Origin of the sequence: Arthrobacter sp. U41 (assembly GCF_001750145.1) — a bacterium.
In the GTDB taxonomy this organism is placed as follows: Bacteria; Actinomycetota; Actinomycetes; order Actinomycetales; family Micrococcaceae; genus Arthrobacter.
On the sequence record NZ_CP015732.1, the window covers coordinates 4,153,712 to 4,176,522 of the forward strand.

24 protein-coding genes are annotated in these 22,811 nt (G+C 65.4%); 2 read left to right on the top strand and 22 right to left on the bottom strand.

All coding sequences use genetic code 11. The features are described 5' to 3' along the window. Window positions 1-27: 27 nt before the first annotated feature. Together ASPU41_RS18940 and ASPU41_RS18945 are read right to left on the bottom strand one after the other, a co-directional pair. Complete coding sequence (locus ASPU41_RS18940) at window positions 28-825, bottom strand: alpha/beta hydrolase (RefSeq protein ID WP_069952223.1); 798 nt, start codon at window positions 823-825, stop codon at window positions 28-30. A gap of 34 nt (window positions 826-859) precedes the next feature. Further along, window positions 860-1,213, bottom strand: coding sequence for an ATP/GTP-binding protein (locus ASPU41_RS18945; RefSeq protein WP_069952224.1), 354 nt, complete (start codon window positions 1,211-1,213; stop codon window positions 860-862). Window positions 1,214-1,272: 59 nt separating this feature from the next. Here ASPU41_RS18945 and nucS point away from each other — a divergent pair, with 59 nt between their 5' ends. Together nucS and ASPU41_RS18955 are read left to right on the top strand one after the other, a co-directional pair. After that, window positions 1,273-1,968 (top strand): endonuclease NucS, encoded by a 696-nt coding sequence (gene nucS / locus ASPU41_RS18950; RefSeq protein WP_069952817.1) that lies wholly within the window; start codon window positions 1,273-1,275, stop codon window positions 1,966-1,968. A gap of 352 nt (window positions 1,969-2,320) precedes the next feature. Continuing rightward, window positions 2,321-2,524 (top strand): cold-shock protein, encoded by a 204-nt coding sequence (locus ASPU41_RS18955; RefSeq protein ID WP_069952225.1) that lies wholly within the window; start codon window positions 2,321-2,323, stop codon window positions 2,522-2,524. Between the two features lie 80 nt (window positions 2,525-2,604). On the opposite strand, the gene ASPU41_RS18960 is transcribed toward ASPU41_RS18955, so the two are convergent. From ASPU41_RS18960 to prfA, 20 genes are all read right to left on the bottom strand, one after another. Continuing rightward, window positions 2,605-5,160, bottom strand: a complete 2,556-nt coding sequence (locus ASPU41_RS18960; protein ID WP_069952226.1) for a rhomboid family intramembrane serine protease — start codon at window positions 5,158-5,160, stop codon at window positions 2,605-2,607. Next, window positions 5,157-6,566 (bottom strand): alpha/beta hydrolase, encoded by a 1,410-nt coding sequence (locus tag ASPU41_RS18965; RefSeq protein WP_069952227.1) that lies wholly within the window; start codon window positions 6,564-6,566, stop codon window positions 5,157-5,159. Before ASPU41_RS18965 ends, ASPU41_RS18960 begins: the two co-directional genes overlap by 4 nt. Before the next feature lie 4 nt (window positions 6,567-6,570). Beyond that, window positions 6,571-7,002, bottom strand: coding sequence for a DUF2550 domain-containing protein (locus ASPU41_RS18970; protein WP_069952228.1), 432 nt, complete (start codon window positions 7,000-7,002; stop codon window positions 6,571-6,573). Between the two features lie 10 nt (window positions 7,003-7,012). Then, window positions 7,013-7,297 carry a F0F1 ATP synthase subunit epsilon gene (locus tag ASPU41_RS18975; RefSeq protein WP_069952229.1) on the bottom strand — a complete coding sequence of 95 codons (285 nt, stop codon included), beginning with the start codon at window positions 7,295-7,297 and terminating at the stop codon, window positions 7,013-7,015. A 1-nt stretch (window position 7,298) separates the two neighbouring features. Then, entirely contained in the window at window positions 7,299-8,753 is a 1,455-nt protein-coding gene (atpD, locus tag ASPU41_RS18980) for a F0F1 ATP synthase subunit beta (RefSeq protein ID WP_069952230.1), read from the bottom strand. 80 nt (window positions 8,754-8,833) lie between these two features. Next, window positions 8,834-9,727 (bottom strand): F0F1 ATP synthase subunit gamma, encoded by an 894-nt coding sequence (locus tag ASPU41_RS18985; protein WP_069952231.1) that lies wholly within the window; start codon window positions 9,725-9,727, stop codon window positions 8,834-8,836. A 76-nt stretch (window positions 9,728-9,803) separates the two neighbouring features. Next, window positions 9,804-11,441: a F0F1 ATP synthase subunit alpha gene (atpA, locus tag ASPU41_RS18990; RefSeq protein WP_069952818.1), complete on the bottom strand. Its 1,638-nt coding sequence runs from the start codon at window positions 11,439-11,441 to the stop codon at window positions 9,804-9,806. Window positions 11,442-11,524: 83 nt separating this feature from the next. Beyond that, the gene (locus ASPU41_RS18995) at window positions 11,525-12,352 is read right to left on the bottom strand and encodes a F0F1 ATP synthase subunit delta (protein ID WP_069952232.1); all 828 of its coding nucleotides are present in this window, start codon (window positions 12,350-12,352) and stop codon (window positions 11,525-11,527) included. Beyond that, window positions 12,352-12,900 (bottom strand): F0F1 ATP synthase subunit B, encoded by a 549-nt coding sequence (locus tag ASPU41_RS19000; protein WP_069952233.1) that lies wholly within the window; start codon window positions 12,898-12,900, stop codon window positions 12,352-12,354. Before ASPU41_RS19000 ends, ASPU41_RS18995 begins: the two co-directional genes overlap by 1 nt. 58 nt (window positions 12,901-12,958) lie before the next feature. Continuing rightward, the gene (gene atpE / locus ASPU41_RS19005; RefSeq protein WP_009356484.1) at window positions 12,959-13,162 is read right to left on the bottom strand and encodes an ATP synthase F0 subunit C; all 204 of its coding nucleotides are present in this window, start codon (window positions 13,160-13,162) and stop codon (window positions 12,959-12,961) included. Between the two features lie 81 nt (window positions 13,163-13,243). Continuing rightward, complete coding sequence (gene atpB / locus ASPU41_RS19010) at window positions 13,244-14,044, bottom strand: F0F1 ATP synthase subunit A (RefSeq protein ID WP_069952234.1); 801 nt, start codon at window positions 14,042-14,044, stop codon at window positions 13,244-13,246. Between the two features lie 91 nt (window positions 14,045-14,135). Further along, window positions 14,136-14,465 (bottom strand): hypothetical protein, encoded by a 330-nt coding sequence (locus tag ASPU41_RS22295; RefSeq protein ID WP_083266622.1) that lies wholly within the window; start codon window positions 14,463-14,465, stop codon window positions 14,136-14,138. Further along, window positions 14,458-14,943: a hypothetical protein gene (locus ASPU41_RS19015; RefSeq protein WP_069952235.1), complete on the bottom strand. Its 486-nt coding sequence runs from the start codon at window positions 14,941-14,943 to the stop codon at window positions 14,458-14,460. Before ASPU41_RS19015 ends, ASPU41_RS22295 begins: the two co-directional genes overlap by 8 nt. A gap of 119 nt (window positions 14,944-15,062) precedes the next feature. Further along, window positions 15,063-16,088 (bottom strand): MraY family glycosyltransferase, encoded by a 1,026-nt coding sequence (locus tag ASPU41_RS19020; RefSeq protein WP_083266623.1) that lies wholly within the window; start codon window positions 16,086-16,088, stop codon window positions 15,063-15,065. Further along, complete coding sequence (locus tag ASPU41_RS19025) at window positions 16,085-17,959, bottom strand: polysaccharide biosynthesis protein (RefSeq protein WP_069952236.1); 1,875 nt, start codon at window positions 17,957-17,959, stop codon at window positions 16,085-16,087. Before ASPU41_RS19025 ends, ASPU41_RS19020 begins: the two co-directional genes overlap by 4 nt. Before the next feature lie 176 nt (window positions 17,960-18,135). Then, the gene (locus ASPU41_RS19030) at window positions 18,136-19,092 is read right to left on the bottom strand and encodes a glycosyltransferase (protein WP_069952237.1); all 957 of its coding nucleotides are present in this window, start codon (window positions 19,090-19,092) and stop codon (window positions 18,136-18,138) included. A gap of 6 nt (window positions 19,093-19,098) precedes the next feature. Then, a complete protein-coding gene (locus tag ASPU41_RS19035; protein ID WP_069952238.1) occupies window positions 19,099-20,007 on the bottom strand; it encodes a glycosyltransferase in 909 nt (302 codons plus the stop codon). Window position 20,008: 1 nt separating this feature from the next. Continuing rightward, a complete protein-coding gene (locus ASPU41_RS19040) occupies window positions 20,009-20,761 on the bottom strand; it encodes an L-threonylcarbamoyladenylate synthase (RefSeq protein ID WP_083266624.1) in 753 nt (250 codons plus the stop codon). 36 nt (window positions 20,762-20,797) lie between these two features. Further along, window positions 20,798-21,670 carry a peptide chain release factor N(5)-glutamine methyltransferase gene (gene prmC / locus ASPU41_RS19045; RefSeq protein ID WP_069952239.1) on the bottom strand — a complete coding sequence of 291 codons (873 nt, stop codon included), beginning with the start codon at window positions 21,668-21,670 and terminating at the stop codon, window positions 20,798-20,800. 17 nt (window positions 21,671-21,687) lie between these two features. Continuing rightward, window positions 21,688-22,761, bottom strand: coding sequence for a peptide chain release factor 1 (prfA, locus tag ASPU41_RS19050; RefSeq protein ID WP_069952240.1), 1,074 nt, complete (start codon window positions 22,759-22,761; stop codon window positions 21,688-21,690). Window positions 22,762-22,811: the final 50 nt, after the last annotated feature.

Below are 22,811 nucleotides of genomic sequence, written 5' to 3' on the forward strand. Positions count from 1 at the left end.
TTTCTGTAGCGGAAAGGCAAGAGACCCTCAGGCGTGCGCCGTGGCCACGGGGCCGGCCCATTCCTGCGGCAGTTCCGTCCCGGCGCCGCCGGGCAGGACCTCATCGACAATTTCGTTGAGCACCCGGCCGGCGTATTTCTCCCCCACCCACAGGTGCTTGGCACCGTCCACGCCCACGACGCGGGCCTGCGGCACCAGGGCAAAGCGCTCCGCGGCCTCGGCCGGCTGGAGGTAGTCGTCATGCTCGGGGACCAGCACCTTGAGCGGCTTGCCGGCGGACGCCCACTCCTTGAGGTGCACGTCCGTGGCCCGGTGCAGCGGAGGAGAGAGCAGGATCGCTCCCTCGACCTCGGAGGCCACGGGTTCCGCCGCCCCGTACATCAGCGCGAGCTCGGTGCCGAAGGACCAGCCCACGAGCCAGCGGTTCGGCAGGCCGCGGTCGACGGCGAACCGCACGGCCGCCTCGACGTCGAGGCGTTCGCCGATGCCCTCCTCGAACGCCCCGTCACTGGTTCCCCTGGGGGATCCGGTGCCGCGCGTGTTGAAACGGAGCACGGCGATTCCGGCCAGGGCGGGAAGCCGGTAGGAGGCCTTGCGGTAGACGTGCGAGTCCATAAAACCGCCGTGGGTCGGGAGCGGATGCAGGGTGATGAGGGTGGCCTTCACCGCGCCGGACTCAGGGAGCGCCAGCTCGCCGACGAGCCGGTGTCCGTCGCTGGTGCGGAGCTCCACGTTCTCCCGGCGGGCCGGGAGAACGGTGGACGCACGGATCGCGGTCGGTGCGGAAGGCTGGCTGAAGACGTACGACGCCGGGTCAAAACTCATGCGTCCAGCTTAGCGAAAGCATCCGGCCCCCCGGTCAGCGGTAGCGGTAGCTGCGTGAGGTCCAGCAGTTGCTATGCCAGTGCCGCCGCTCCGCAAGGCCCGCGGCGGCCCCGAAAAGATGGTCCTCGGACCACACGACGAGGTGCGCCACGCCGGGCAGCACCGCCGTCGAGCAGCCCGGGCAGATGTAGGTCTTCTCCGCCCGGCCGGCGGTCACGGGCCGGACCGACCACTCGCCGTCAGGCGCAGTCTCCCGGCGCGCGAAGCCCGAACGGGCGCGCTCCAGATCCAGCTCCGGCACCGGGCCGCCCTTCGCGCCGGGCTTCGGGACCTTGCCGGAGGCTGCCCTGCCTGGGACGGCTCGGCGGGGGCGGTTGGAACGTGGCATGGTTCCATTCTGCCCCAGACCGGGTGCCCCTTCTCCCGGCAGACGGTAGTGTGGACCGGGTGCGTTTAGTCATAGCCCGTTGCTCCGTTGATTATGTCGGCCGGCTCAAGGCCCATCTCCCGCTGGCCACCCGGCTCCTGTTGGTCAAGGCCGACGGTTCCGTTTTGGTCCATTCGGACGGCGGTTCCTACAAGCCGTTGAACTGGATGAGCCCCCCGGCGTCCCTGCGGGTCTCCACCCCGGACGAGGTCGATGTCGAAATCGGCGTGGTGGAGCAGTGGACGGTGCAGTCCGCCAAAACCGACGACCGGCTCATCATCAACATCCATGAGCAGCTCCATGACACCTCCCATGAGCTCGGCCAGGACCCCGGGCTGATCAAGGACGGTGTGGAGGCGGACCTGCAGCGGCTGCTGGCCGACCAGATCGAGCTCCTCGGCACCGGTTTCTCCCTCATCCGCCGCGAGTACTTCACGGCCATCGGGCCGGTGGACATCCTGGCCAGGGACGCCAAGGGCGGCACCGTGGCCATCGAGCTCAAGCGCCGCGGTGACATCGACGGCGTCGAACAGCTCACGCGTTACCTCGAACTGCTCAACCGCGACCCCCGCCTGGCTCCGGTCCGCGGAATCTTCGCTGCCCAGCAGATCAAGCCGCAGGCCAGGGTGCTGGCAAACGACCGTGGCATCGACTGCGTCACCCTCGACTATGACGCCATGCGCGGCGTCGACGACGTCGAATCCCGGCTTTTCTAAAGAGTCCTTTCCAAAAAGGCGGGAGTGTTTGCCCGGGCCTGCAACGCGGGATGCGCCGGGGAAGCCCGCCTGTGCCGGGGAGGGACTGCGGCACCGTCTGCGTTCATCGATTCTTTGGACATAATTTATGGAATTGTGCGCCGCGACCGTTGACCTGCGGCGACGGTCATGAAATTCTTATACGAGTCTTTGTGTAGGTGTTTTTCATGCTCGCAAGACATGTTGCGAGCGTGAAGCGCCTGCCGCCGAAGCCCGGTAATTCCGGTCCCACAGCCAGGGTTCTTCTCGCGGAGTGACCAAGTCCGGCACGAAGTGTGCCGGACTAAATCAAGACCATAATGAGGAGAAATACATGGCACAGGGAACTGTCAAATGGTTCAACGCTGAAAAGGGCTTCGGCTTCATCACCCCGGATGACGCCGATGGCGATGTCTTCGTTCACTACTCGGAGATCCAGACCGGTGGCTTCAAGACCCTCGACGAGAACGCCCGCGTTCAGTTCGAAATCGGCCAGGGCGCCAAGGGCCCCCAGGCCACCGGCGTGACGCTGGTCTAGTACGCCGCAGCGGACCTGCCTGCGGCAGTCTGCGCGAAAAAAATGATCCCCGGCTTCCGAGCCGGGGATCATTTTTTGCTTCAGCGTACGAGAGTCCTGAGCAGCCGCGCACTTTGTCGCACGGACAGGCCGGGGAGATAGGCCCGGCTCAGTGCCCTGCCCATGGCGGGCAGCTGCAGCGGGTCCTGGTAATAGAGGTACAGGGTCCGGTAATCGGGCTTGAAACGGGACTTGAAGGTGGCCAGCGAGCGGAACCCGTACACGGGCTCCAGCGCTTTGCCGACGACGTCGAGGATTCCGGCCAGCCCCTCGGATCCGGCCTCACCGCCGGCAACGCCAGCCGCGTTCGCGGTATCTTTCGCCAGCGGCGATCCGGAAAGGGAGATGACTTCCACCGAGTTGCGTAGCTCCTTCACCGCGGAGGCGATCAGGAATTCCATCACGCCGGGGAAGGCGTCGCCGCGCCTGCGCATGAAGTCCAGCGTCCAGCTCACGAGACGCCCGTCCGCATACACCGGCAGCCAGCTGGTGACACCCTGGACCTGTCCCTCGGCATCCACCGCCAGGCAGCAGAGCACCTCCTCGTCCTCAAGCTCATCGATGCCACCGAGGGTGAAGCCCATCTCCGGGACGGACTTTTGGGCGGCCCATTCCTCCGAAACCTCGCTCAGCTGGGCGCGCAGCGCAGGCGCGAAGTCGGCGTACCGTCCCCACACCGCGCGCACCCCGGTCTTCTCGGCCCGGTTCAGGGCTGTCCGGACGTTCTGCCAGTCCTTGCCCTTGAACTCCAGTGAGCGCACAGCCAGCCGGGTCTCCTGGGCCACCGCCACCCGCCGGAAGCCGCGGGCTGCCAGCATCGGCCACAGCTCGTCGGTGCAGGAGTAGAAGCTCGGAATGAGGGCGTGTTCGGCGCAGTACCGGATGAAGCCTGCCGCGGTCTCCTCGCGGAACGCCGCCGGGCCGAAGGGCCCGGCCAGCGTCAGCGCGACGTTGCCATGCTGCTGGTAGGCCACTCCCCCGCGGCGCTCCGGCGCGAACCAGTACTTGTTGGGTTCCCACAGCGCCATCCAGGACAGCGAGTCCCCGCCCTGGCGGATCAGGCCGCGGGCCACGTCACGGTCCCCCGCTCCCGCATCCGTACGGTGCAGCCTGCGCTGCAGGACCAGCCAGACTGCGGCCAGGGCGACCGTCCAGAAGATGATGCCGGAGCTGGCGAAGAGGAAGGACTCGACCGCGTCGCGGCCCTGGAAGATGCGGCTGTAGATTCCGGGGATGGGGAGCGGCAGGTACTGACGGGAGAGTTCCGCGGCCAGGCCCAGCAGGCCGCCGTCGCGGTCCATGCCGCCGGCGGCGAGCCAGACGCCGGTGTAGCCGGAGGCGAGCACGAGCCAGGTGCCGCCGACGACGGCGGCAAGACTCCGGCGGGCCCTGGGACTTGTTTCAACGCGGAACTGCCGGCGGTTGGCAGCGAGCAGGACCACGAGCACGAGCGGAACCACCACCAGGGGAAGCACATGGACAAAACCTGACCCCATCACGCCGGTACGCGGCCGGTCGGGGTACTGCGGAATCCTGGCGATCAGGGACAGGTAGACGGCCGCCATGGCCGTCACGGCGAGCTGGAGGGTGATCGCGATCCGCAGGGCAAGCCGGCGGCCGTGCCGCATGCCGTCCGCACAGATGAGCAGGAGCACCACAGGCACAACCGCCAGCGCGAAACCCAGCGGCCCTGCGAAACCGGCGCGGCCGGCCTCCAGGCAGCTGACGTCGATCGTGCCGCCGCAGTTCTGTTCCAGTTGGCTCAGTGTGGGCAGCGGATTCAGGACGACATCCCGCAGCAGGGCCAGCGGCCCGGTGGGGGTCCGGACTGTGGCCGTCAGGATGGGGCCGACGGCAAAAATCGCCACGGTGAGGGCGAGCAGGTTGCGGGTTTCGCGCCCGGTGGAGCGGTGCCGGTGCAGGGTTCCCTTGTCGCCCTGGATCCACCAGCCGGCCGACAGCCCGGCCAGCGCACCGGCGAATCCGACGATGGTCCCCGGGTGCCCCACGTACAGCACGAGCATCAGGGAGATGGAGATCACGGCGGTGCGCAGCCTCCGCTGCCACAGCGTGGGCAGCAGCCCGCTGGACGCCAGCGAGACGGCGAGGACCGCGGCGTACGGGCCCATCAGCGCAGCGTCCCCCATCCGGCTCAGCCAGCCGTCGTCGACATGGCGGGCGATCTGGGTCAGCAGCAGGAACAGCGTGACCGCGGCGAACTGGGCGGCGAAGTAGAACACGGCCGTGCGCCGCGTGCCCAGCTTCCGCTCGGCGAGGCCCAGCAGGACCAGGATCATCAGCGCGGCCGCGGCGTAGGCCAGCAGGTTCGTGGCGAAGAACATGGAGGTGAACAGCGACCACCAGCGGCCGGACTTCAGGCCCGGGGCACTGACGGACGCCACGTCCAGCAGGGATTCCGGCGGTCCCGCGAGGAAGCTTCCGGTGGCTGCCCCGGTGACCAGGAAGACCGCGAGGACCGTGAGGGTGAAAGGGATGGCGCGCAGATGGCCCAGCGCCTGCCGCAGGCCCTCACGGCCGAGGCCCCGGAGCGAGGCAGCCCCGGTCCCCCGCTGCCGTGCCGTTACTCCCGGGCTCACTGCGGGACGCCCCAGCGGGACGCCAGGAAGTCGAGCCCGGCGGGCAGCCCCTTGGATCCGGTCTCCCAGGAGTGCCCGGCACCAGGGATCTGGCGGGCCTCCACGGTGAACCCGGCGGCGCGCGCGGCCCCGGACAGGAGCTCCATATAACCAACGAACTCAGGGTCCCGCTCACCGGCGCCAAAGTAGATGCCATGCCCCTCGTAGCGGCGCTCCTTCATGAGCCGCAACGGTGTCTGGCGGTCGAAGGCTTCGGTGTCCCCGCCGAAGGCGGCCAGGATGGTCTTTTCCCGCTCCTTGGCGAGGGCAGGTTCCTTCTCGCTCGAGAAGGCCAGTGCGGAGCTGTAGATCTCCGGATGCCGGGTCACCATCTGCATCGCGCAGGTCGCGCCAAAGGAGAAGCCGCCGGCCGCCCACTGCGCGGGGTCCGGATCCACGTCCAGGGTCCGGTTGATCCAGGCCGGCACGTCCACGGCGAGGAAGGTGTCCGCCCGGGCAATCCTGCTGTCCATGCAGAGGGTGTTGCCCGAGGCTGAGGCGTTCGGGTCAACGACGACCACCACCGGTGCCACGCCGTGGTGCGCTGCCGCGAACCGGTCCATCCGGCTCCGCAGCGCCCCGCCGGTCAGCCAGTCTGCCGGACCACCCGGCTGGCCGGAGAAGAGGACCAAAACCGGAAGGGCCGGCCGGGGTGTGCTCCGGTAGGCCGGCGGGAGATAAATGTAGGCCTCGCGGCTTTCGAACCCCGAGCTGGAGCCGGGGATCCCGGCGCGGCGCAGCACCCCGCTTTCGGGCAGGCCGGCCGGCGGCTGCCAGGCGGACAGGCTGGTGGCTGCGGCTCCCGGGGTGCGCTTCAGCGCGTCTTCCAGCGGCTGGATCCGCGCCACGGCCGTGCCCATCAGGTCGCTCACCGTGTGGTTGAGGCCGAAGTAGCCGTTGATCTGGACGGCGGAGAGCAGGACGACGCCGAGCAGGGCGCCCGTTGATGCCACGGTCGTCCGGGCAGGACGCCGTGCGGGGTTCAGGCCGTGATCGGGTCCGGAGCCGGCGTCGGGTCCGGGCGCCGCGGGGCCGGCGCTTCGCCAGGTCCGCCACAAGTGCAGAATCCAGAGCAGCAGCGCCGCGACCGAGGCAAGCAGCCAGGCAAGCACCTCCCGCGGCAGTTCGCCGGGGAAGACGGGGAAGACGTAGATCATCAGCCAGTGCGCGGCGGCTAGCAGCGCGGAGGCGGCCAGCACGACGGCGGCGACTGGAAGCAGGAAAACCATCACGCGGGGGGCGTCTGTGTCGCGGGGGCGGTAGCGCCCGCACTGCCGCAGGAAGTAGGCCATGCCCGCCGCGCCGGCAGCCCAGGCAATCCAGAGCACCGGCCCGTCGACCAGGCGGATGCCGTCTAACAGGTCCACCAGGCTAGCGCCAGGTGCCGACGCCAATGACCGGCCCGGCCTCAAGCCAGGAGGACAACCCGGTGTAGGCGTCGAACCGCATCGCGAGCAGGACGTCCCGGCCCTCGTAGCGGAGTTCGACAATCACGGCGTCGGGCTGGACCTTCACGAGTTCGGATTCAGTGGGCTTGCGCCGGCCGATCAGCTCGAGCGAGCTCCGCCGGAAGGTGTGTTTGGGCCGCATGCTTAACGAGGCAAGGCGGAACCACTCCAGGTCGTTGTCCTGATAACGACAAACCCCCATCTGCCAGCTGTTCCCAGCCGTGCAAATGGAGGCGTCCACCGTGCCCAGGGCGCGCCGCAGATTGAAGCGGCGCACCCCGGAAAGGCACAGTGCAGATACCAGCAACGCAAAGACCGTTGCCAAGGCGATGAACGGAAAAACTGTATCGTTCATCAAGGTCGTGCTAGCGGATCCCCGCAGTAGCCGCGTCGCCCATTTGGGCGTTGTCAGCGACAATGACGACCCGGTTGTTGTCGACGGAGAAAAACCCGCCGTCGACAACTACGGCAATACGGTCACCGGAGACCGGCTGGATTGCCAGCTCACCTTCGGCCAGAATCGCCAGCAGGGGCGAGTGGCCGGGCAGGATTCCGATTTCACCATCGCTGGTGCGGGCCTTGACCATCTTGGCCGCTCCGGACCACACGAAGTGGTCCGCTGCGACAATCTCAACCTCAAGCTCAGCCATATTACTTGGTCTGTTCCTGGATCTTGGCCCACTGGCGCTCGACATCATCCAGGCCGCCGACGTTGAAGAACGCCTGCTCTGCAATGTGGTCGAGTTCGCCGTCGCAGATCGCGGTGAAGCCTTCAACGGTGTCCTTGATGGACACAGTGGAGCCTTCGACGCCGGTGAACTGCTTGGCGGTGTAGGTGTTCTGCGAGAGGAACTGCTGGATGCGGCGTGCACGCGACACGACGATCTTGTCCTCTTCGGAGAGCTCATCAACGCCGAGGATGGCGATGATGTCCTGGAGTTCCTTGTTCTTCTGCAGGATCTGCTTGACGCGGACGGCCGTGTTGTAGTGGTCGTTGCCGATGTACTGCGGATCCAGGATGCGCGACGTCGACGTCAGCGGGTCAACGGCCGGGTACAGACCACGGGAAGCGATTTCACGGGAAAGTTCCGTGGTCGCGTCGAGGTGTGCGAAGGTCGTTGCCGGTGCCGGGTCAGTGTAGTCATCCGCGGGAACGTAGATGGCCTGCATCGAGGTGATCGAGTGGCCCTTGGTGGACGTGATGCGCTCCTGGAGGAGACCCATCTCGTCGGCCAGGTTGGGCTGGTAGCCCACGGCCGACGGCATGCGGCCGAGGAGGGTGGAAACCTCGGAGCCTGCCTGGGTGAAGCGGAAGATGTTGTCGATGAAGAGCAGCACGTCCTGGTTCTGCACATCGCGGAAGTACTCCGCCATGGTCAGGGCGGACAGTGCCACGCGCAGACGCGTTCCCGGCGGCTCATCCATCTGGCCGAATACAAGGGCGGTGTCCTTGAGGACGCCTGCCTCTTCCATTTCGACCCAGAGGTCGTTGCCCTCACGGGTACGCTCGCCGACACCGGCGAACACCGAGGTGCCGCCGAAGTTGCGGGCAACACGGGTGATCATTTCCTGGATCAGGACGGTCTTGCCGACACCGGCACCACCGAACAGACCAATCTTGCCACCCTTGATGTACGGGGTGAGAAGGTCGATGACCTTGATGCCGGTTTCCATCATCTCGGTGGAACCCTCAAGCGTCGCGAAGGCCGGAGCCTTGCGGTGGATGGGCCAGCGCTCGGTGATCTCGAGTTCGGCCTCAGTCACGTCAAGCGGCTGTCCGAGGACGTTGAAGATGTGTCCCTTGACGACGTCGCCGACGGGCACGGAGATGGGGGCTCCCGTGTCCACTACTGCGGTACCGCGGACGAGGCCGTCGGTTGCCTGCAGCGAGATGGCGCGAATGACGTTGTCGCCGAGGTGCAGGGCAACCTCAAACGTGATGGTCTTGGTCTCACCGTTGAGAGTAATCTCGGTGGTGAGTGCGTTGTAAATCGAGGGGATTGCGTCAGCCGGGAATTCGACGTCGACAACCGGGCCAATAACACGTGCAATACGGCCGGTAGCACCGGTCGTCGCGGCTACGTGTTCGGTAGCTGTGGCAGTCATCTCTCTCACTTCACTCAGTAGATGGCGTTGGGGTTAAGTTTACTTTGGTGCAGGTACAGCAGGATCCGGGCTCGTGGAGGCTAGGACGCGTTCAACGCGTCGGCACCGGCCACGATTTCGGAAAGCTCCTGCGTAATTTCAGCCTGGCGGGCAGTGTTGCGCAGACGCGTGAACTTCTTGATGAGGTCCGTGGCATTGTCGCCGGCGGACTTCATTGCCCGCTGGCGGGCAGCAAGCTCCGAAGCCGCTGCCTGCAGCATCGCGGCGAAGATACGTGATTCGATGTAGCGCGGCAGCAGAGCATCAAGAACCTGCTCCGTTTCCGGCTCGAATTCGTAGAGCGGCAGGAGGTCCGATTCGGACGCCGCCTGCTCTTCGACAACCTCAAGCGGGAGAAGACGGACTACCGTCGGCTCCTGCGTGACCATGGACTTGAAGCGGGTGTAGACGACATGGATCTCGTCGACGCCGCCCTCTGCGTAGTCTGTCGCAAAGTCAGTCAGCAGTGCGTCGCCGATTTCCTGTGCGGTGGCAAACTCCGGTGCGTCCGTGCCGCCGGTCCAGACACGCCCGTAAGGACGGTTCCGGAAGTCGAAGTATGCCTGAGCCTTGCGGCCGACCAGGTACATCTTGACTTCCTTGCCCTCCTCGACGAGCAGCTCGTTGAGGCCTTCCGCCTGCTTGAGCACGCTCGCGGAGTACGAACCTGCGAGGCCACGGTCCGAGGTGATTACCAGGACGGCGGCCCGGCGGATCTGCTCCGGCTCGGTGGTCAGCGGATGGTCGATCTCGCTCTGGCTTGCGACAGCAGAAACGGCACGCGTGATGGCGTTTGCGTAAGGCAGTGAAGCTGCTACGCGTGCTCGGGCCTTGCCGATGCGCGAGGTAGCGATCAGTTCCATCGCCTTGAAGATCTTGCGCATCGACGTCGTCGAGCTGATCTTCTGGCGGTAGACCCGAATCTGGGCTCCCATACTTATCCTTTCCTAAGATCCCGATGGCCGGGGCTGCCGGAACCCGGTGGGGTCCCGACAGTCCCTGCCAGCGAAACTAGCGCTTCTGCTTGACGATTTTTTCCTGGTCGACCTGTGCCTCGTCGATGGGGGCGTATTCTTCGTGCCCCGCACCAACCAGCAGGTTGTCTCCCTCGCCGAAGAAGCCCTTCTTGAAGTCCACGATCGCGGTCTTCAGTGCTTCTGCAGTGTCATCGCTCATGACGTTGGTCTGGGCCAGCGTCGTCAGGATGGAGGACTTGTGCTTGAGGTGCTCCAGGAACTCGGTCTCGAAGCGGTTGATGTCCTCAACCGGAACTTCGTCGAGGTGCCCGTTGGTACCGGCCCAAATGGAGACGACCTGGTTCTCAACCGGGAACGGCGAGTACTGGCCCTGCTTAAGCAGTTCCATCAGTCGTGCACCACGGGTCAGCTGCTGGCGCGATGCCGCGTCGAGGTCCGACGCGAACATGGCGAATGCCTGCATGTCGCGGTACTGAGCCAGTTCCAGCTTCAAGGTACCGGAGACCTTCTTCATGGACTTGACCTGGGCTGCGCCACCCACGCGGGAAACGGAGACACCCACGTCGACGGCCGGACGCTGGTTGGCGTTGAAGAGATCCGACTGCAGGAAGATCTGGCCATCGGTAATGGAGATCACGTTGGTCGGGATGTAGGCGGAGACGTCGTTTGCCTTGGTCTCGATGAGCGGCAGGCCGGTCATCGAACCTGCACCGAGCTCGTCGGAGAGCTTGGCACAACGCTCCAGCAGACGGGAGTGCAAGTAGAAAACGTCGCCCGGGTAGGCTTCGCGTCCCGGCGGGCGGCGGAGCAGCAGCGATACTGCCCGGTAGGCCTCAGCCTGCTTGGAGAGGTCATCAAACACGATGAGCACGTGCTTGCCGCCGTACATCCAGTGCTGGCCGATGGCCGAACCGGCGTACGGTGCCAGGTACTTGAAGCCTGCGGGGTCGGACGCGGGGGAAGCCACGATGGTCGTGTACTCCAGTGCGCCGTTGTCCTCGAGCGTCTGACGGACAGCCGCGATGGTGGATGCCTTCTGGCCAATGGCTACATAGATGCAGCGCACCTGCTTGTTGACATCGCCGGAGGCCCAGTTGGCCTTCTGGTTGATGATCGTGTCGATCGCGATGGCCGACTTGCCGGTCTGACGGTCACCGATGATCAGCTGACGCTGGCCGCGGCCGATCGGGATCATGGCGTCAATAGCCTTGAGTCCGGTCTGCATCGGTTCGTGAACCGACTTGCGCTGGGTCACGCCGGGCGCCTGGAGTTCCAGGGCACGGGTGGTCTCGGCCTTGATCTCGCCAAGGTCATCGATGGGCTCGCCCAACGGGTCGACAACTCGTCCGAGGAAGGCGTCGCCCACCGGTACGGACAGAACCTGTCCGGTGCGGTGAACTTCCTGGCCCTCTTCGATTCCGGTGAAGTCACCGAGGATGATGACGCCGATTTCGCGGACGTCGAGGTTCTGGGCCAGGCCCAGCGTGCCGTCTTCGAAGCGAAGCAGCTCGTTCGCCATGACCGAGGGAAGGCCCTCAACACGGGCGATGCCGTCACCTGCGGTTGTTACACGGCCGACCTCTACGCGCTCTGCGTTTCCGGGTTCGTAGGACGCCGCGAACTCGTTCAACGCATTACGGACGTCGTCGGCGTTGATGGTCAATTCGGCCATCTGCAGTCCCTGCTCTCCTGTTTTCGTGATCATCGTTGCTCACGATGACCGGGGTTTCGTTTCGTTAAGTTGTGCTTGTCCGGCTACCCGGCAAGCTGACGGTGAAGCTGGCCCAGGCGGGCGAGGACCGAAGCGTCAACCACTTCGTCACCTACCTGGATCCGGATGCCACCGATCAGTGCCGGGTCAACGTTCATGTTGATCTTGAGCTCGCGCCCGTAGAGGGCATTCAGCCCCGCCTGCAGACGGCTGGTCTGGGTCTCGGTCAGCGCACGGGTGACGCTGACCGTTGCAATCCAGCGCTGCTGGCGCTTGGCTGCAAGCTCGGCGAAACGACGGACGAGCTTGGTCGCCTTGAGACCCCGGGGATGCGAAACTGCCTGTCCGATGAGGACTTTCGCTTCCTCGCTTGCACTGGGTACAAGCTTTTCGGCCAGGGCAACCTTGGCAGCCGGGCTCGCCTGCGGTTCGGACACAGCACGCTGTACCTCGTGGTTGGACTCGACGACCTGGTTGAAGGAGAACAGATCGTTCTCCAGCGCTTCCAGCCCGCTGATTCCTGAGGCAGAGACGGCAGACTTGTTCTCGGCAACGGCGATTACCACCGAAGCGGCAAGAGTCTCGAGGGCATCGCCGATATCCCGAGCCGATGCCCAGCGTGAGCCGGCCAGTCCGCTCGCGATTTCCACAGCATCCGCGGAGACTTTCCCGCCGAAGAGCTGCTTGATAAGCGCCGACTTTTCGTCACCGCTGCGGGACGGATCGGTCAGGGCGCGGCGCAAGCCAGCCGAGCTGTCCACCGTTCCCAGGATTCCGAAGAGTTCCTGAGCCAACTGCAGCGAGGCGAAGGGAAGCTTGGCTTCCAGCGCCACGAGGGCCGCGGTCAGCGATTCGCTCGATACACCTGCCATTACTTAGCTGCACCTGCGTTCTGGTTCTCCAGATCTGCCAGGAAGCGGTCAACCACACGCGCCGAACGCGCGTCATCGTCAAGCGACTCGCCAACGATGCGGCCTGCCAGCGTGGTGGCCAGCGTGCCGACCTCCGCGCGGAGGGACACAACGGCGGCCTGGCGCTCGGACTGGATCGCCGCGTGCGCCTGAGCCGTGATGCGGGCAGACTCTGCAGCTGCCTTCTCCTTCAGATCCGCGAGGATCTGAGCGCCTTCGGCACGTGCTTCCTCGCGGATGCGGTTGGCCTCGGCACGGGCATCAGTGAGCTGCTGCTTGTACTCTTCGAGTGCAGCGGAAGCCTCTGCCTGGGCCTTTTCGGCCTTGGCAATGCCGCCTTCAATGGCCTCGGCACGTTCTGCGAAGGTCTTCTCGAACATCGGGACAATAAACTTGACCACGATGAACATGAGGACAGCGAAGCCGGCGAGAACGACGCCCATTTCCCAGGGATTGGGAACCAGAGGGTTAGCGCCCTCTGTGGCGGCTGAGATGATCAGCTGATTCATAATTCACCCGTCCTTATCTACTCGGTTCTGGATGTTCGCTTAGTTCTGAAAATTCAGACTAGAGAACGAACGCGAAGACCAGGCCGAGGATGGCGAGGGCTTCAGTCAGCGCGAGGCCGAGGAATGCGATCGGCTGGAGCACACGCTGTGCCTCCGGCTGACGTGCGACGCCGTTGATGTAAGCGGCGAACACGAGACCAACACCGATACCACCGCCGATTGCGGACAGACCGTAACCTACGAGGTTGAGATTGCCTTCCATTTTTTTCCTTTCAAGATGCCATCTATGTGGCAGGTTGTTTGGTGTGCTTTCATCCCCCGTAAGGGGAAGTTTTTTGGGTGCCTAGTGGCTATCCGCGTGCAGGGCGCCTTCGATGTAGATGGCGGCCAGCAGGGTGAACACGTAGGCCTGCAGCGCCATGATCAGCGCTTCCAGCATGTACATGGCAATCGCACCGCCGAGCACCAGGACCGAGGTTCCCTTGAGCAGGATGTTCTCCTGCATAACGAGGAACTCGATGCCCGAGCCGGCGATCATCACGATCAGGTGGCCGGCCAGCATGGTCGCGAACAGACGGAGGCTGTGCGTGACGGGGCGGACCAGGAAGTTCGAGATGATTTCGATCGGGATGATCAGCGGAAGAATGTAGATCGGCACTCCGGAAGGCACGGTGGCCAGCTTGAAGTACTTCAGTCCGTTCTTCTTGACGCCGATGGCGATCCAGGTGATGTACACGATTCCGGCGAGCACGTAGGCGCCGCCGACGTGCGAGAAGCTCGGGAGCTGGAGCACCGGAATGGCGCCGTAGATGTTGTTCACCAGGATGAAGAAGAACAGGCTGAACAGCAGCGGAACATACTTCATGAAATCTTTGCCGCCGATGATGTCCTTGGCGATGCCGTTGCGGACGAAGCCATAGGCGGCTTCGCCGGCGAACTGCAGTTTGCCGGGAACAAGCTGGCCCTTTCGGGCAGCTAGCAGAAAGAATGTGGCGATAATAACGACCGAAAGGATTACCAGCAGCATCTGCTTGGAGAATCCGTCGGCCGCCCCCCACGGCAGGATTGCCGGCAGGTGCATTTCTTCAATTCCAGGAGGCGTAAAAGTTCCTGAATCTTGGGCCGGGAGCGCAAGCGCGATCAACGCGTTTCCTCTCTGCAGTGTCCATCATTGGGCGTTGGTAGGGGAAAGTCGACGTTGCGGTCAGACTCTCCCCCTGTGAAATTATTTGGCATTACTGATCCTCGTCCTTGGACGGGCCACGTGCAGCATTGTCCCCGCCAGTCGAATTACGCGAACTGGTGAGGCCGTGCATATGAGAAAGATAGAACCCTCCCGCGGCTCCAAGCAGAGCGCCTGCGAGCACAATCCAGCGGGTTCCCCACAGATTATCCAGACCCCACCCTATCAAACTCCAGACCATGATTCCGCCAACAATGTAGCTGAAGACGGCGATCCCGGCGTTGTATCCGCCGTCGCGTCCGTTGTCCGAAACACCGGGGGCGCCGGACGTCCTTCTGGGGGTGCTGGGCTTGCTGTTGTGTCGGTCCTTGCGGCTAAACATCAGTGCCGCCTTCCGGGGTGTCGGGGTCGTTGTAGAGCTGGAGCCGCGCCTTGCTGAAGCCGTAAATCTCGGCGGCCTGCCACAACACCACAGTCACAACGGCGCCGGCCAGGAACCAGCGCCCGTTCAGCCAGTCGGGGCTGCCGATGGCGAACAGCACCACGGCGAAGCCGACGACCTTGACGAAGTAGGTGGCCGCAAACAGGCCGATGGCTCCGGACGAGTGATTGCGGCCGCCGAAATGGCCGACCAGGAGGCTGATGGCGAAGAAGGCGATCACGAGCGCCCCGCCGAAGAGGGACGACAGCGCGGCCGCCGTGCCGTCAAGCAGGAGCGCTGCCAGGCTGGTGAGCAGCAGGGCGCCGCCGCCAGCAGCCGAGCTGATGGCCAGCAGGCGCAGCCACAATGATTTTGTGGGACCCGAGACACCAACTTCTCCGGCGCCGGACTTTCGTCCGGGTTCGGCGTTGGAGGTCATAGGATCCCAATCGTCGAGGGTGTTTGCTGGTCGCAGTGGCGCGGCGAAGGACCGCACATGAATTCTACATGAGATAGAACATGACGGCGCCCGGGGCCGGGGTGAGGCCGCCGTGCGGCCTAGGACACCGGTACCCGGGTGACCTTCTGCCGCCGCCGGAAGTGCCGGATGAGGTCCGGCGAGGCGAGGTAGAGCGCCAGCACGGCCAGACTTCCGGCGACACAAAGCACCACCATGGGCAGCGGTGCGGTGGCGGCGATGAAGCTGAGCACGATGACTGCCATGGTGCAGGCTGCGACGGTGCCGGCCGACTGCAGGTGTGAGAAGCCGACGTCGGTGAGCCGCTGGTATACATGCTCGCGGTGGGACGCGTACCACCGTTCGCCCGCCTTGATCCTGCGCAGCAGGGTATAGCCGGTGTCGGCCACGTAGACCAGGATCGGCGCCAGGACGTATTCCACATAGACGCCGCTGAGGAACCCTGCCACCGCGAGTGCCGACACTGAGGCTCCGAGCAGGTAGCTGCCGACGTCGCCCAGGAACACGGAGCCCCGGGCGAGGTTCCACGGCAGGAATCCCAGGAAGGCCATGGCCAGCACCGCGCCGCCGGCGGTGAGCCACGGCTGTCCGGCCAGTTGCCCGGCCACCGCGTACGCGGTGCCCGCGAGGATTCCGTGGAAACTGGAAATCCCGTTGACGCCGTCCATGAAGTTGGCAATGTTGATATAGGCGGCAATGGCCAGCGCAGCCAGCGGCAGCCACCAGAAGGACTGGCCGGTGAGGAGGAGCAGGGCCGTTGAACCGGCGGCACCGATTCCCAGCTGCGCGGCGGCGCGGCCACGGATGGAGAGACCGCGGAGGTCTTCGATCCAGCCAACCACCGCGCTTGCCACGATGACCGCCAGGACCACGAGGAAGACTGACCGGTCCACCGTCACCGCCCCCAGGAGGACGGCGGCCGCGTAGCCGATGGCGGTGGCCAGGGAAACGGCAACGCCCATGCCACGGATGGTGGTCCGGCCGTGGGATGACCTGGCCGACGGCACGTCCACAACGCCCATCCTGACCAGCCACGGCTTGACCACAAAAGGAAGCAGGACGCTTGCCAGCAGGGTGGCGCCGGCAGCAAGGAGCACAGGCATCATGACGCCGCCCTCATGCTCTCGCCCGGCTCATCGGCTTCCTCGTCGGGGAGGGACTCGATGTCGATCCCCTGCTCGGCCTCGCAGCGGGCCAGCCAGACATCGAGGTCCAGCGCGGCCGGGTCCTGTTCGTGGGCCCTGGTGTGCGAAATTTTGGGATGCAGGGGGCGTTCGTCCAGCTCGCCGGTGCCGACGAGTTCCTCGTGGAGCTTCTCGCCGGGCCGAAGTCCGGTGTAGACGATCTCCACCTTTTTGCCGGACATCGCGATCATGCGCTGGGCGACATCCAGGATCCTGACCGGCTCCCCCATGTCAAGGATCATGACTTCGCCGCCGCGTCCGATTGCGCCGGCCTGGATGACCAGCTGGCAGGCTTCCGGGATCGTCATGAAGAAGCGCGTGACTTCGGGGTCTGTGACGGTCACGGGCCCGCCGACCCGGATCTGTTCCGTGAAGAGCGGCAGCATCGAGCCGCGGCTGCCCATCACATTGCCGAACCGGACGGAGACGAATTTGCGGCCGGTCTGGCCGGCCATCCAGGCGGCCAGCTTTTCGGCGACGCGTTTGGAGTGGCCAAGCGCCGTCGTCGGGTTCGCTGCCTTGTCCGTGGAGATATTCACGAAGTGTGAAACGCCGGAACGCTCGGCCGCTCGCAGCACGTTGAGGGTGCCCAGAACGTTGGTTTTCCAGGCTTCGATCGGATACTGCTGCAGCAGCGGCGCGTGTTTGAGGGCGGCAGCGTGGAACACCACCTCGGGGCGGCGGTCCTGGAAGATCTCCTGGAGTGCGGCGCCGTCCCGGATGCTGGCCAGGACCGTGTCGCGGCCGGCGAGCAGTCCGCGGCCGGTGATGGAGATCTGGGTGTGCTGCAGCCCTGTTTCGTCATGGTCCAGCATGATCAGTTCCGCGGGTGAGAACTGGACGATCTGCCGGCACAGTTCGGAGCCGATGGAGCCGCCGGCACCGGTGACCAGAACGCGTTTGCCCTTGATGTAGCCCGCAATCTCGTCGACCTTGATATCGACCGGCCGCCGCCCGATCAGGTCCTCGACCGCCACATCGCGGAAATCGGAGAAACCTTCGGGTGCCCCGCGGCCGAGCATGTCCCTCAACGGGGGTAGGACCAGCACCCTGATGTTCATTCCGGCGACGGCGTCTGAAATCCGCCGGACGACGGAGGCCTCGACATTGGCGAAAGCCAGCACCAGGACGGTGGCGCGGGTGCGCCGGATGATGGCCGGCAGGTCGTCGCCGCGGCCAAGGACCTGGACTCCGGAGAGCCGCAGGTGCTTCTTGGTGGGATCGTCGTCGATCAGCCCGACCGGGAAATACGGCGAATCGGCGTCCTGCAGCATGCGCGTCAGCAGCGAGTTTCCGAGGAAGCCCGCACCGTAGATCAGGGTGTTCTGGGCGCCGTCGCCGGGCCGGTTCTTGCCCTCGACGTAGAGCCGTTTGGCGTAGCGGGCAGCTCCCATGAAGAGGCAGGCGAACGGGAAGGCGATGAGCCCGACACTGCGGCCGATCCCGATGGCCTCATAAAGCACCAGCAGGCTCAGCGTGATGGAGGCGGCCACAATGACGGTGACGAAGACGAGGGCCTTGGCTTCCTGGAAGCTGCCGAAGGGATACCTGCCGCGGTAGAGTGCCAGCGCGTAGCCGGCCAGGGCCTGCACCACAACGGCGATGGCCATGATGATCATGGCACTGACGAGCTGTTCTTCCCGGATGCCCATTTCGTAGCGCAGCAGCAGCGCCAGGACGATCGCCACGACCCACGACATCGAATCGAGGAAGAGCTGGACCCAGATCCAGAGCGGGGGCTTCTTCTCGTCAAGTGCTGCGGCAGGTTCGCGCGCTTCAGATTTTGTAGTCAACAGAGATTGCAACCGACTTCCAATACCACGGCGGCCATGCGCCTGTTTCAAAAAATTACCCAGCCGTGCAACTGCCGGACTGCAGCCGGGTCTAGGACGATACTAATCGCTGTCGGGCCGGAATCCCGGGTCCGTAACGCCCGTACGGGGCCGGTTCACCCGGATCCGGGCTTGATTCAGGCCGGTTCCGGACCCGCCGCAGCGGGCACCGGCGGCATCGGCTGCCAGCTCCGGTCGGCGAGGATGCCGCGCGATTCGCGCCACCCCTGCCACAGGGCGCCGGCCCCCTTCAGGCTGCGTTCGACCAGCACCAGGCGCACAATTTCCTTCAAATAGGTCAGGGCCGTCCCGGCACCGAATCCGAGCCGGTGGTACTTGCCGTGCGCGCGCAGGTACTGCGCCACGTGGCCGCGGTTCCGCATCACGTAGCGCCGGCTCAGGTCGGAAGAATCGTTGAGGTGGCGCACACCCAGGTCCACCTGGCGCTGGGCCCGGACCTTCTTGATGACAAAGGCGTTCACGTAGACCACCGGCGTCTGCTGCGCCGCCAGCCACCCGTAGATAAGGTCATCCCAGGTGATGAAGAAACGCGGGTCCGGCAGCCCGATGTCCCGGGCCAGAGACGCCTTGATCAGCATGCCCTCGAAATTTCCCACATTGGTGCGGAAAACCTCGGATTTGCGGAAGACATCGCCCGAGACAGGCAGGAAGACGCCGAGTGCCTCGACGAAATGGTGCTGCCAGAAGAACGGCTTGCCCGCGGCGTCGTAGCGGCGCCCGATCATGCAGGAGTAGTCGGTCGTGAACCGGTCCAGCGCCTCGACCGCCCCCGGGAGCACCTCGACGTCGTCATCCATCAGCCACAGCCAGTCGGCACCGGCCGCCAGGGCAATTTCAACGCCGCGGGAGAAGCCGCCAGAACCGCCGACGTTCGCCGCAAGCCGTTCGTACTGGATCGGCAGCCCCCCGGCGGCCACGGCGCGGGAGACAACCTCCGCGGTGTGGTCGCTGCTGGCGTTGTCCACCACCACGATCCGGTCGGGCCCGGTGGTCAGGCGGCTGAAGGAGTCGAGCAGGTTCTGCAGGAAGTCGGCACGGTTGTAGGTGACGACGACGGCAAAGAGGTTTTTCACGCCGGCCTAGCTGTTGGCGGACATCAGTTGGGCGGGCGAGCCGAAGCCCTTTCCGCGGAAGCCCGTGGAGTAGGCCCGGAACCAGTGCGCGAGGCCCTTAAGGTCGCCGGTCTTCAGGAAGTAGTACGGAAATCCGACAATGTCCGCGCCGAACCAGCGCAGGTTCCGGTACTTCCGGGTAAGGTAGCCGCGGTTGCGGAAGTAGCAGTACCGCTTGAAGTCGCCCTCAGGAATGACCGGGGTGATGAAGCCTCCGAAGACCGGCTTCATTTCGGTCCAGGTGGCGGGGTGCTGGACGGCGACGGTGGCCAGGGTGCCGTATTTAAGGCCGGCCTTCTTGACCCGTGAGAGGAAGTCCACCTCATCGCCGCGGATAAAGAACTTCACGTCGGGGATTCCGATTTTGTAGAAGACCTCCGTGCGGATCAGGGCGCCGTTGAAGAAGTGCACCATGTCCGGAAGGTACCCCATCGGAGCCAGCCGGGAGCGGTCGTTGGTCAGCAGGCCGTTGATCCGGAAGTTGAACGAGAGCCGGTTGGGATCGGCCGTGGCGGCGACGAGCGGGCTCACGATATCGAGCTGGTGCTCCTTGGCGGTCTTGAGCAGCTCGGCCAGGCAGCTCGCATCCTCGGGGTGGCCGTCATCGTCCATCATCCAGATCCACTCCGCGCCGCTGGCCATGGCGGCCAGGATCGCGTAGGCGAATCCCCCGGCACCGCCGAGGTTCGCCTCCGAGCGCAGGTAGTTGATGTTGTCCCCGCCGGCGTTGACGATCCCGGTCGCCGGGACGGTGCCCGAGTCCACCAGCGCGATCGAGTGGATCGGGGCGGTCTGTTCGGCCAGCCCCTTGAGCAGGAGGGTGAGTTCCTCAGGGCGGTCAAAGGTTACGGCCGCGACGGCGACTTTGGGCTGCATGTCAGTTCCTCGGTGAATCGTCGGCGGTGCCTGAAGGGGCGGCGGTGGTTTCGGTGGCTGCGGTCGTTTCGGGGGTCCCGGGGGCGGACGGCTCCTCGCCGAGGCCCAGCACACCCGGGACGACCTCGCGGAGCCGCTCCAGGCTGATGGCGCCCTGGCGGACCACCCGCAGCGGCACGGCGGTGGCATCAACAATGGTGGACGGCAGCGCGTCGGCACCCTCGGCCGGGCGCGGCCCGCCTTCAAGGTAGACCTCCACCGACTCTGCCAGCTGGGCTTCGGCGGCGGCGGCGGTCTGCGCCGCGGCCTGGCCCGTGCGGTTCGCCGAGGAGACGGCCAGCGGCCCGGTCAGCGTCAGCAGGTCCTGGGCGACGTCGTCTGCCGGGATCCGCAAGGCAACGGTGCCCTTGGTTTCGCCGAGATCCCAGTCAAGGGACGGCTGGGCGTGCAGGATCAGGGTGAGTCCGCCGGGCCAGAACGCCTCGGCAAGACGCCGCGCCTCGGGCGGAACGTCCGTGGCGAGGCCATCGAGGGCATTGAGCCTGGGGATCAGGACGGGCGGGGGCATCCTGCGGCTGCGGCCTTTGGACGCCAGCAGCAAGGTCACCGCGAGGGGGGAGAACGCATCGGCGGCGATCCCGTACACGGTGTCCGTGGGGAAGACCACGCACTTGTGCTCCCGGATGGCCCGCTGGGCGTGTTCGAGTCCTGCAGCGCGTTGCTCAGCTGCCGTGCAATCGTAGCTAGTCGTCACTGGCCTATTCTTTCATCACTTCGTGCGTTGCCCTGGTTACCGAAGGGCAGCCGGGTCGGCGAGGACGGCACTGGTGGCCCGGTCCCTGCCGTTGAGGTCGCGATGGGTGGTCACAGCGGTCCACCGCCCGGAGCGCTCCAGCATCCCGGCAATCCAGCCGGCCTGGATTTCGGCGTGTTCCATCACGAAGTAGCCGCCGGGCACCAGCAGCCTGGCCGCGGAGGCAGCAGCCGCCGTCGGAAGTTCCATTCCGTCCGCTCCCCCGCCGTACAGTGCCTCGGGAGGATCGTGCAGTGCCACTTCGGGTTCGTTGGGGACCGCCTCGGCGGGGATGTACGGCGGGTTGGAGACCACGACGTCGAACGAACCGTTGTGCTCCGGCAGGGCATCGCGCAGATCGCCACGGATCAGGTGCACGCCGAGGGGCAGCAGGTTCCGGGCGGCCCAGGCGTGGGCAAACTCGCTGAACTCGACGGCGTAGACGTCGGAGCCGGGAACCTCGTGCGCGATTGAGCCGGCGATGGCCCCGGAACCGGTGCCAAGATCCACGACCTTGGGATGCGCCATGCCCTGCAGCCGGTCGATCACCAACTGGACCACGGATTCAGTTTCCGGGCGGGGAATGAACACCCCCGGCCCGACCGCCAGTTCCAGGTGGCGGAAGTGCGCGACGCCGGTGATGTGCTGCAGCGGTACGCGCCGGGCCCGATCGGCGACGAGGTCCTGGTAACCGTCCGGGGCCGGGGTGTCGCCGAGCATCAGGGCGCGGAGCCGGCCGAGCCCGACGCCGAGCAGGTGCTCGGCGAGAAGTTCGGCGTCGACCCGCGGGCTGGGGACGCCGGCGGCGGCCAGGACGGCGGTGGCCTCGCGGACCGCGTCCGCGAGGCTTGGCCCGGTGCCTTCTGTCATCACGTTGCGGGGCCGGACTAGTCGCCGATGGCGTCGAGGCGGGCCTGTTCGTCCATCTCGATGGCCGACTGGATCACCGGCTCCAGGTCGCCGTTCATGACCTGGTCCAGGTTGTAGGCCTTGTACCCGGTGCGGTGGTCAGCGATCCGGTTTTCCGGGTAGTTGTACGTCCGGATGCGCTCCGAGCGGTCCATCGTGCGGATCTGGGACTTGCGCTGGGCCGAGTTCTCGGCGTCGATCTGCTCCTGCTGGTGCGCCAGGATGCGGGCGCGGAGGACCCGCATGCCGGCTTCACGGTTCTGCAGCTGCGACTTCTCGTTCTGCATGGCCACCACGATGCCGGTGGGAAGGTGGGTGATCCGGACGGCGGAGTCGGTGGTGTTCACGGACTGGCCGCCCGGTCCGGAGGAACGGTAGACGTCAATCTTGAGGTCGTTCTGGTTGATTTCGAGTTCTTCGGGCTCGTCCACTTCCGGAAGCACCAGCACGCCGGCTGCGGAAGTGTGGATGCGGCCCTGGGATTCCGTCACGGGAACGCGCTGCACGCGGTGCACGCCGCCTTCGAACTTGAGCCGCGCGTAAACGCCCTCGGCCGGATCGTTCGAGTTGCCCTTGATGGCCACCTGGACATCCTTGTAGCCGCCGAGGTCCGATTCGTTGGCGGAAATCATCTCGGTCTTCCAGCCGCGGGACTCCGCGTACCGGGTGTACATCCGCAGCAGGTCGGCCGCGAACAGGGCAGCCTCGTCGCCGCCTTCGCCGCCCTTGACCTCGAGGATCACGTTGCGGGCGTCGTCCGGGTCGCGCGGGATCAGGAGCCGGCGCAGCTTGGCCGCCGCCGTTTCCAGCGCAGCCTCCAGCTCGGGCACCTCAGCGGCAAACTCCGGGTCCTCCCCTGCCATTTCCTTGGCAGCCGCAAGGTCATCCTGGATGGCGTGCCAGGCGTGGTACGCCTCGACAATGCCGTTCAGCTGGGCCGAGCGCCGCCCCAACTTCCGGGCCAGCTTCTGGTCAGCATAAACAGCAGGATCCCCAAGCTGTGCCTGGATGGCGTCATGCTCATCCAACAGGCCCTGTACGGACTCAAACATTTTCAAAACCTCTTTCGACTCTCTCAAGTCTAGTAACTGCAACGCGGGGT

Bases quoted from the DNA above. Each gene is read 5' to 3' on its own strand.
- ASPU41_RS18940 (WP_069952223.1), bottom strand. From the start codon at position 825: ATGAGTTTTGACCCGGCGTCGTACGTCTTCAGCCAGCCTTCCGCACCG.
- ASPU41_RS18945 (WP_069952224.1), bottom strand. From the start codon at position 1,213: ATGCCACGTTCCAACCGCCCCCGCCGAGCCGTCCCAGGCAGGGCAGCC.
- ASPU41_RS18955 (WP_069952225.1), top strand. From the start codon at position 2,321: ATGGCACAGGGAACTGTCAAATGGTTCAACGCTGAAAAGGGCTTCGGC.
- ASPU41_RS18970 (WP_069952228.1), bottom strand. From the start codon at position 7,002: ATGAACGATACAGTTTTTCCGTTCATCGCCTTGGCAACGGTCTTTGCG.
- ASPU41_RS18975 (WP_069952229.1), bottom strand. From the start codon at position 7,297: ATGGCTGAGCTTGAGGTTGAGATTGTCGCAGCGGACCACTTCGTGTGG.
- atpD (WP_069952230.1), bottom strand. From the start codon at position 8,753: ATGACTGCCACAGCTACCGAACACGTAGCCGCGACGACCGGTGCTACC.
- ASPU41_RS18985 (WP_069952231.1), bottom strand. From the start codon at position 9,727: ATGGGAGCCCAGATTCGGGTCTACCGCCAGAAGATCAGCTCGACGACG.
- atpA (WP_069952818.1), bottom strand. From the start codon at position 11,441: ATGGCCGAATTGACCATCAACGCCGACGACGTCCGTAATGCGTTGAAC.
- ASPU41_RS18995 (WP_069952232.1), bottom strand. From the start codon at position 12,352: ATGGCAGGTGTATCGAGCGAATCGCTGACCGCGGCCCTCGTGGCGCTG.
- ASPU41_RS19000 (WP_069952233.1), bottom strand. From the start codon at position 12,900: ATGAATCAGCTGATCATCTCAGCCGCCACAGAGGGCGCTAACCCTCTG.
- atpE (WP_009356484.1), bottom strand. From the start codon at position 13,162: ATGGAAGGCAATCTCAACCTCGTAGGTTACGGTCTGTCCGCAATCGGC.
- ASPU41_RS22295 (WP_083266622.1), bottom strand. From the start codon at position 14,465: ATGTTTAGCCGCAAGGACCGACACAACAGCAAGCCCAGCACCCCCAGA.
- ASPU41_RS19015 (WP_069952235.1), bottom strand. From the start codon at position 14,943: ATGACCTCCAACGCCGAACCCGGACGAAAGTCCGGCGCCGGAGAAGTT.
- ASPU41_RS19020 (WP_083266623.1), bottom strand. From the start codon at position 16,088: ATGATGCCTGTGCTCCTTGCTGCCGGCGCCACCCTGCTGGCAAGCGTC.
- ASPU41_RS19035 (WP_069952238.1), bottom strand. From the start codon at position 20,007: ATGCAGCCCAAAGTCGCCGTCGCGGCCGTAACCTTTGACCGCCCTGAG.
- prmC (WP_069952239.1), bottom strand. From the start codon at position 21,670: ATGACAGAAGGCACCGGGCCAAGCCTCGCGGACGCGGTCCGCGAGGCC.
- prfA (WP_069952240.1), bottom strand. From the start codon at position 22,761: ATGTTTGAGTCCGTACAGGGCCTGTTGGATGAGCATGACGCCATCCAG.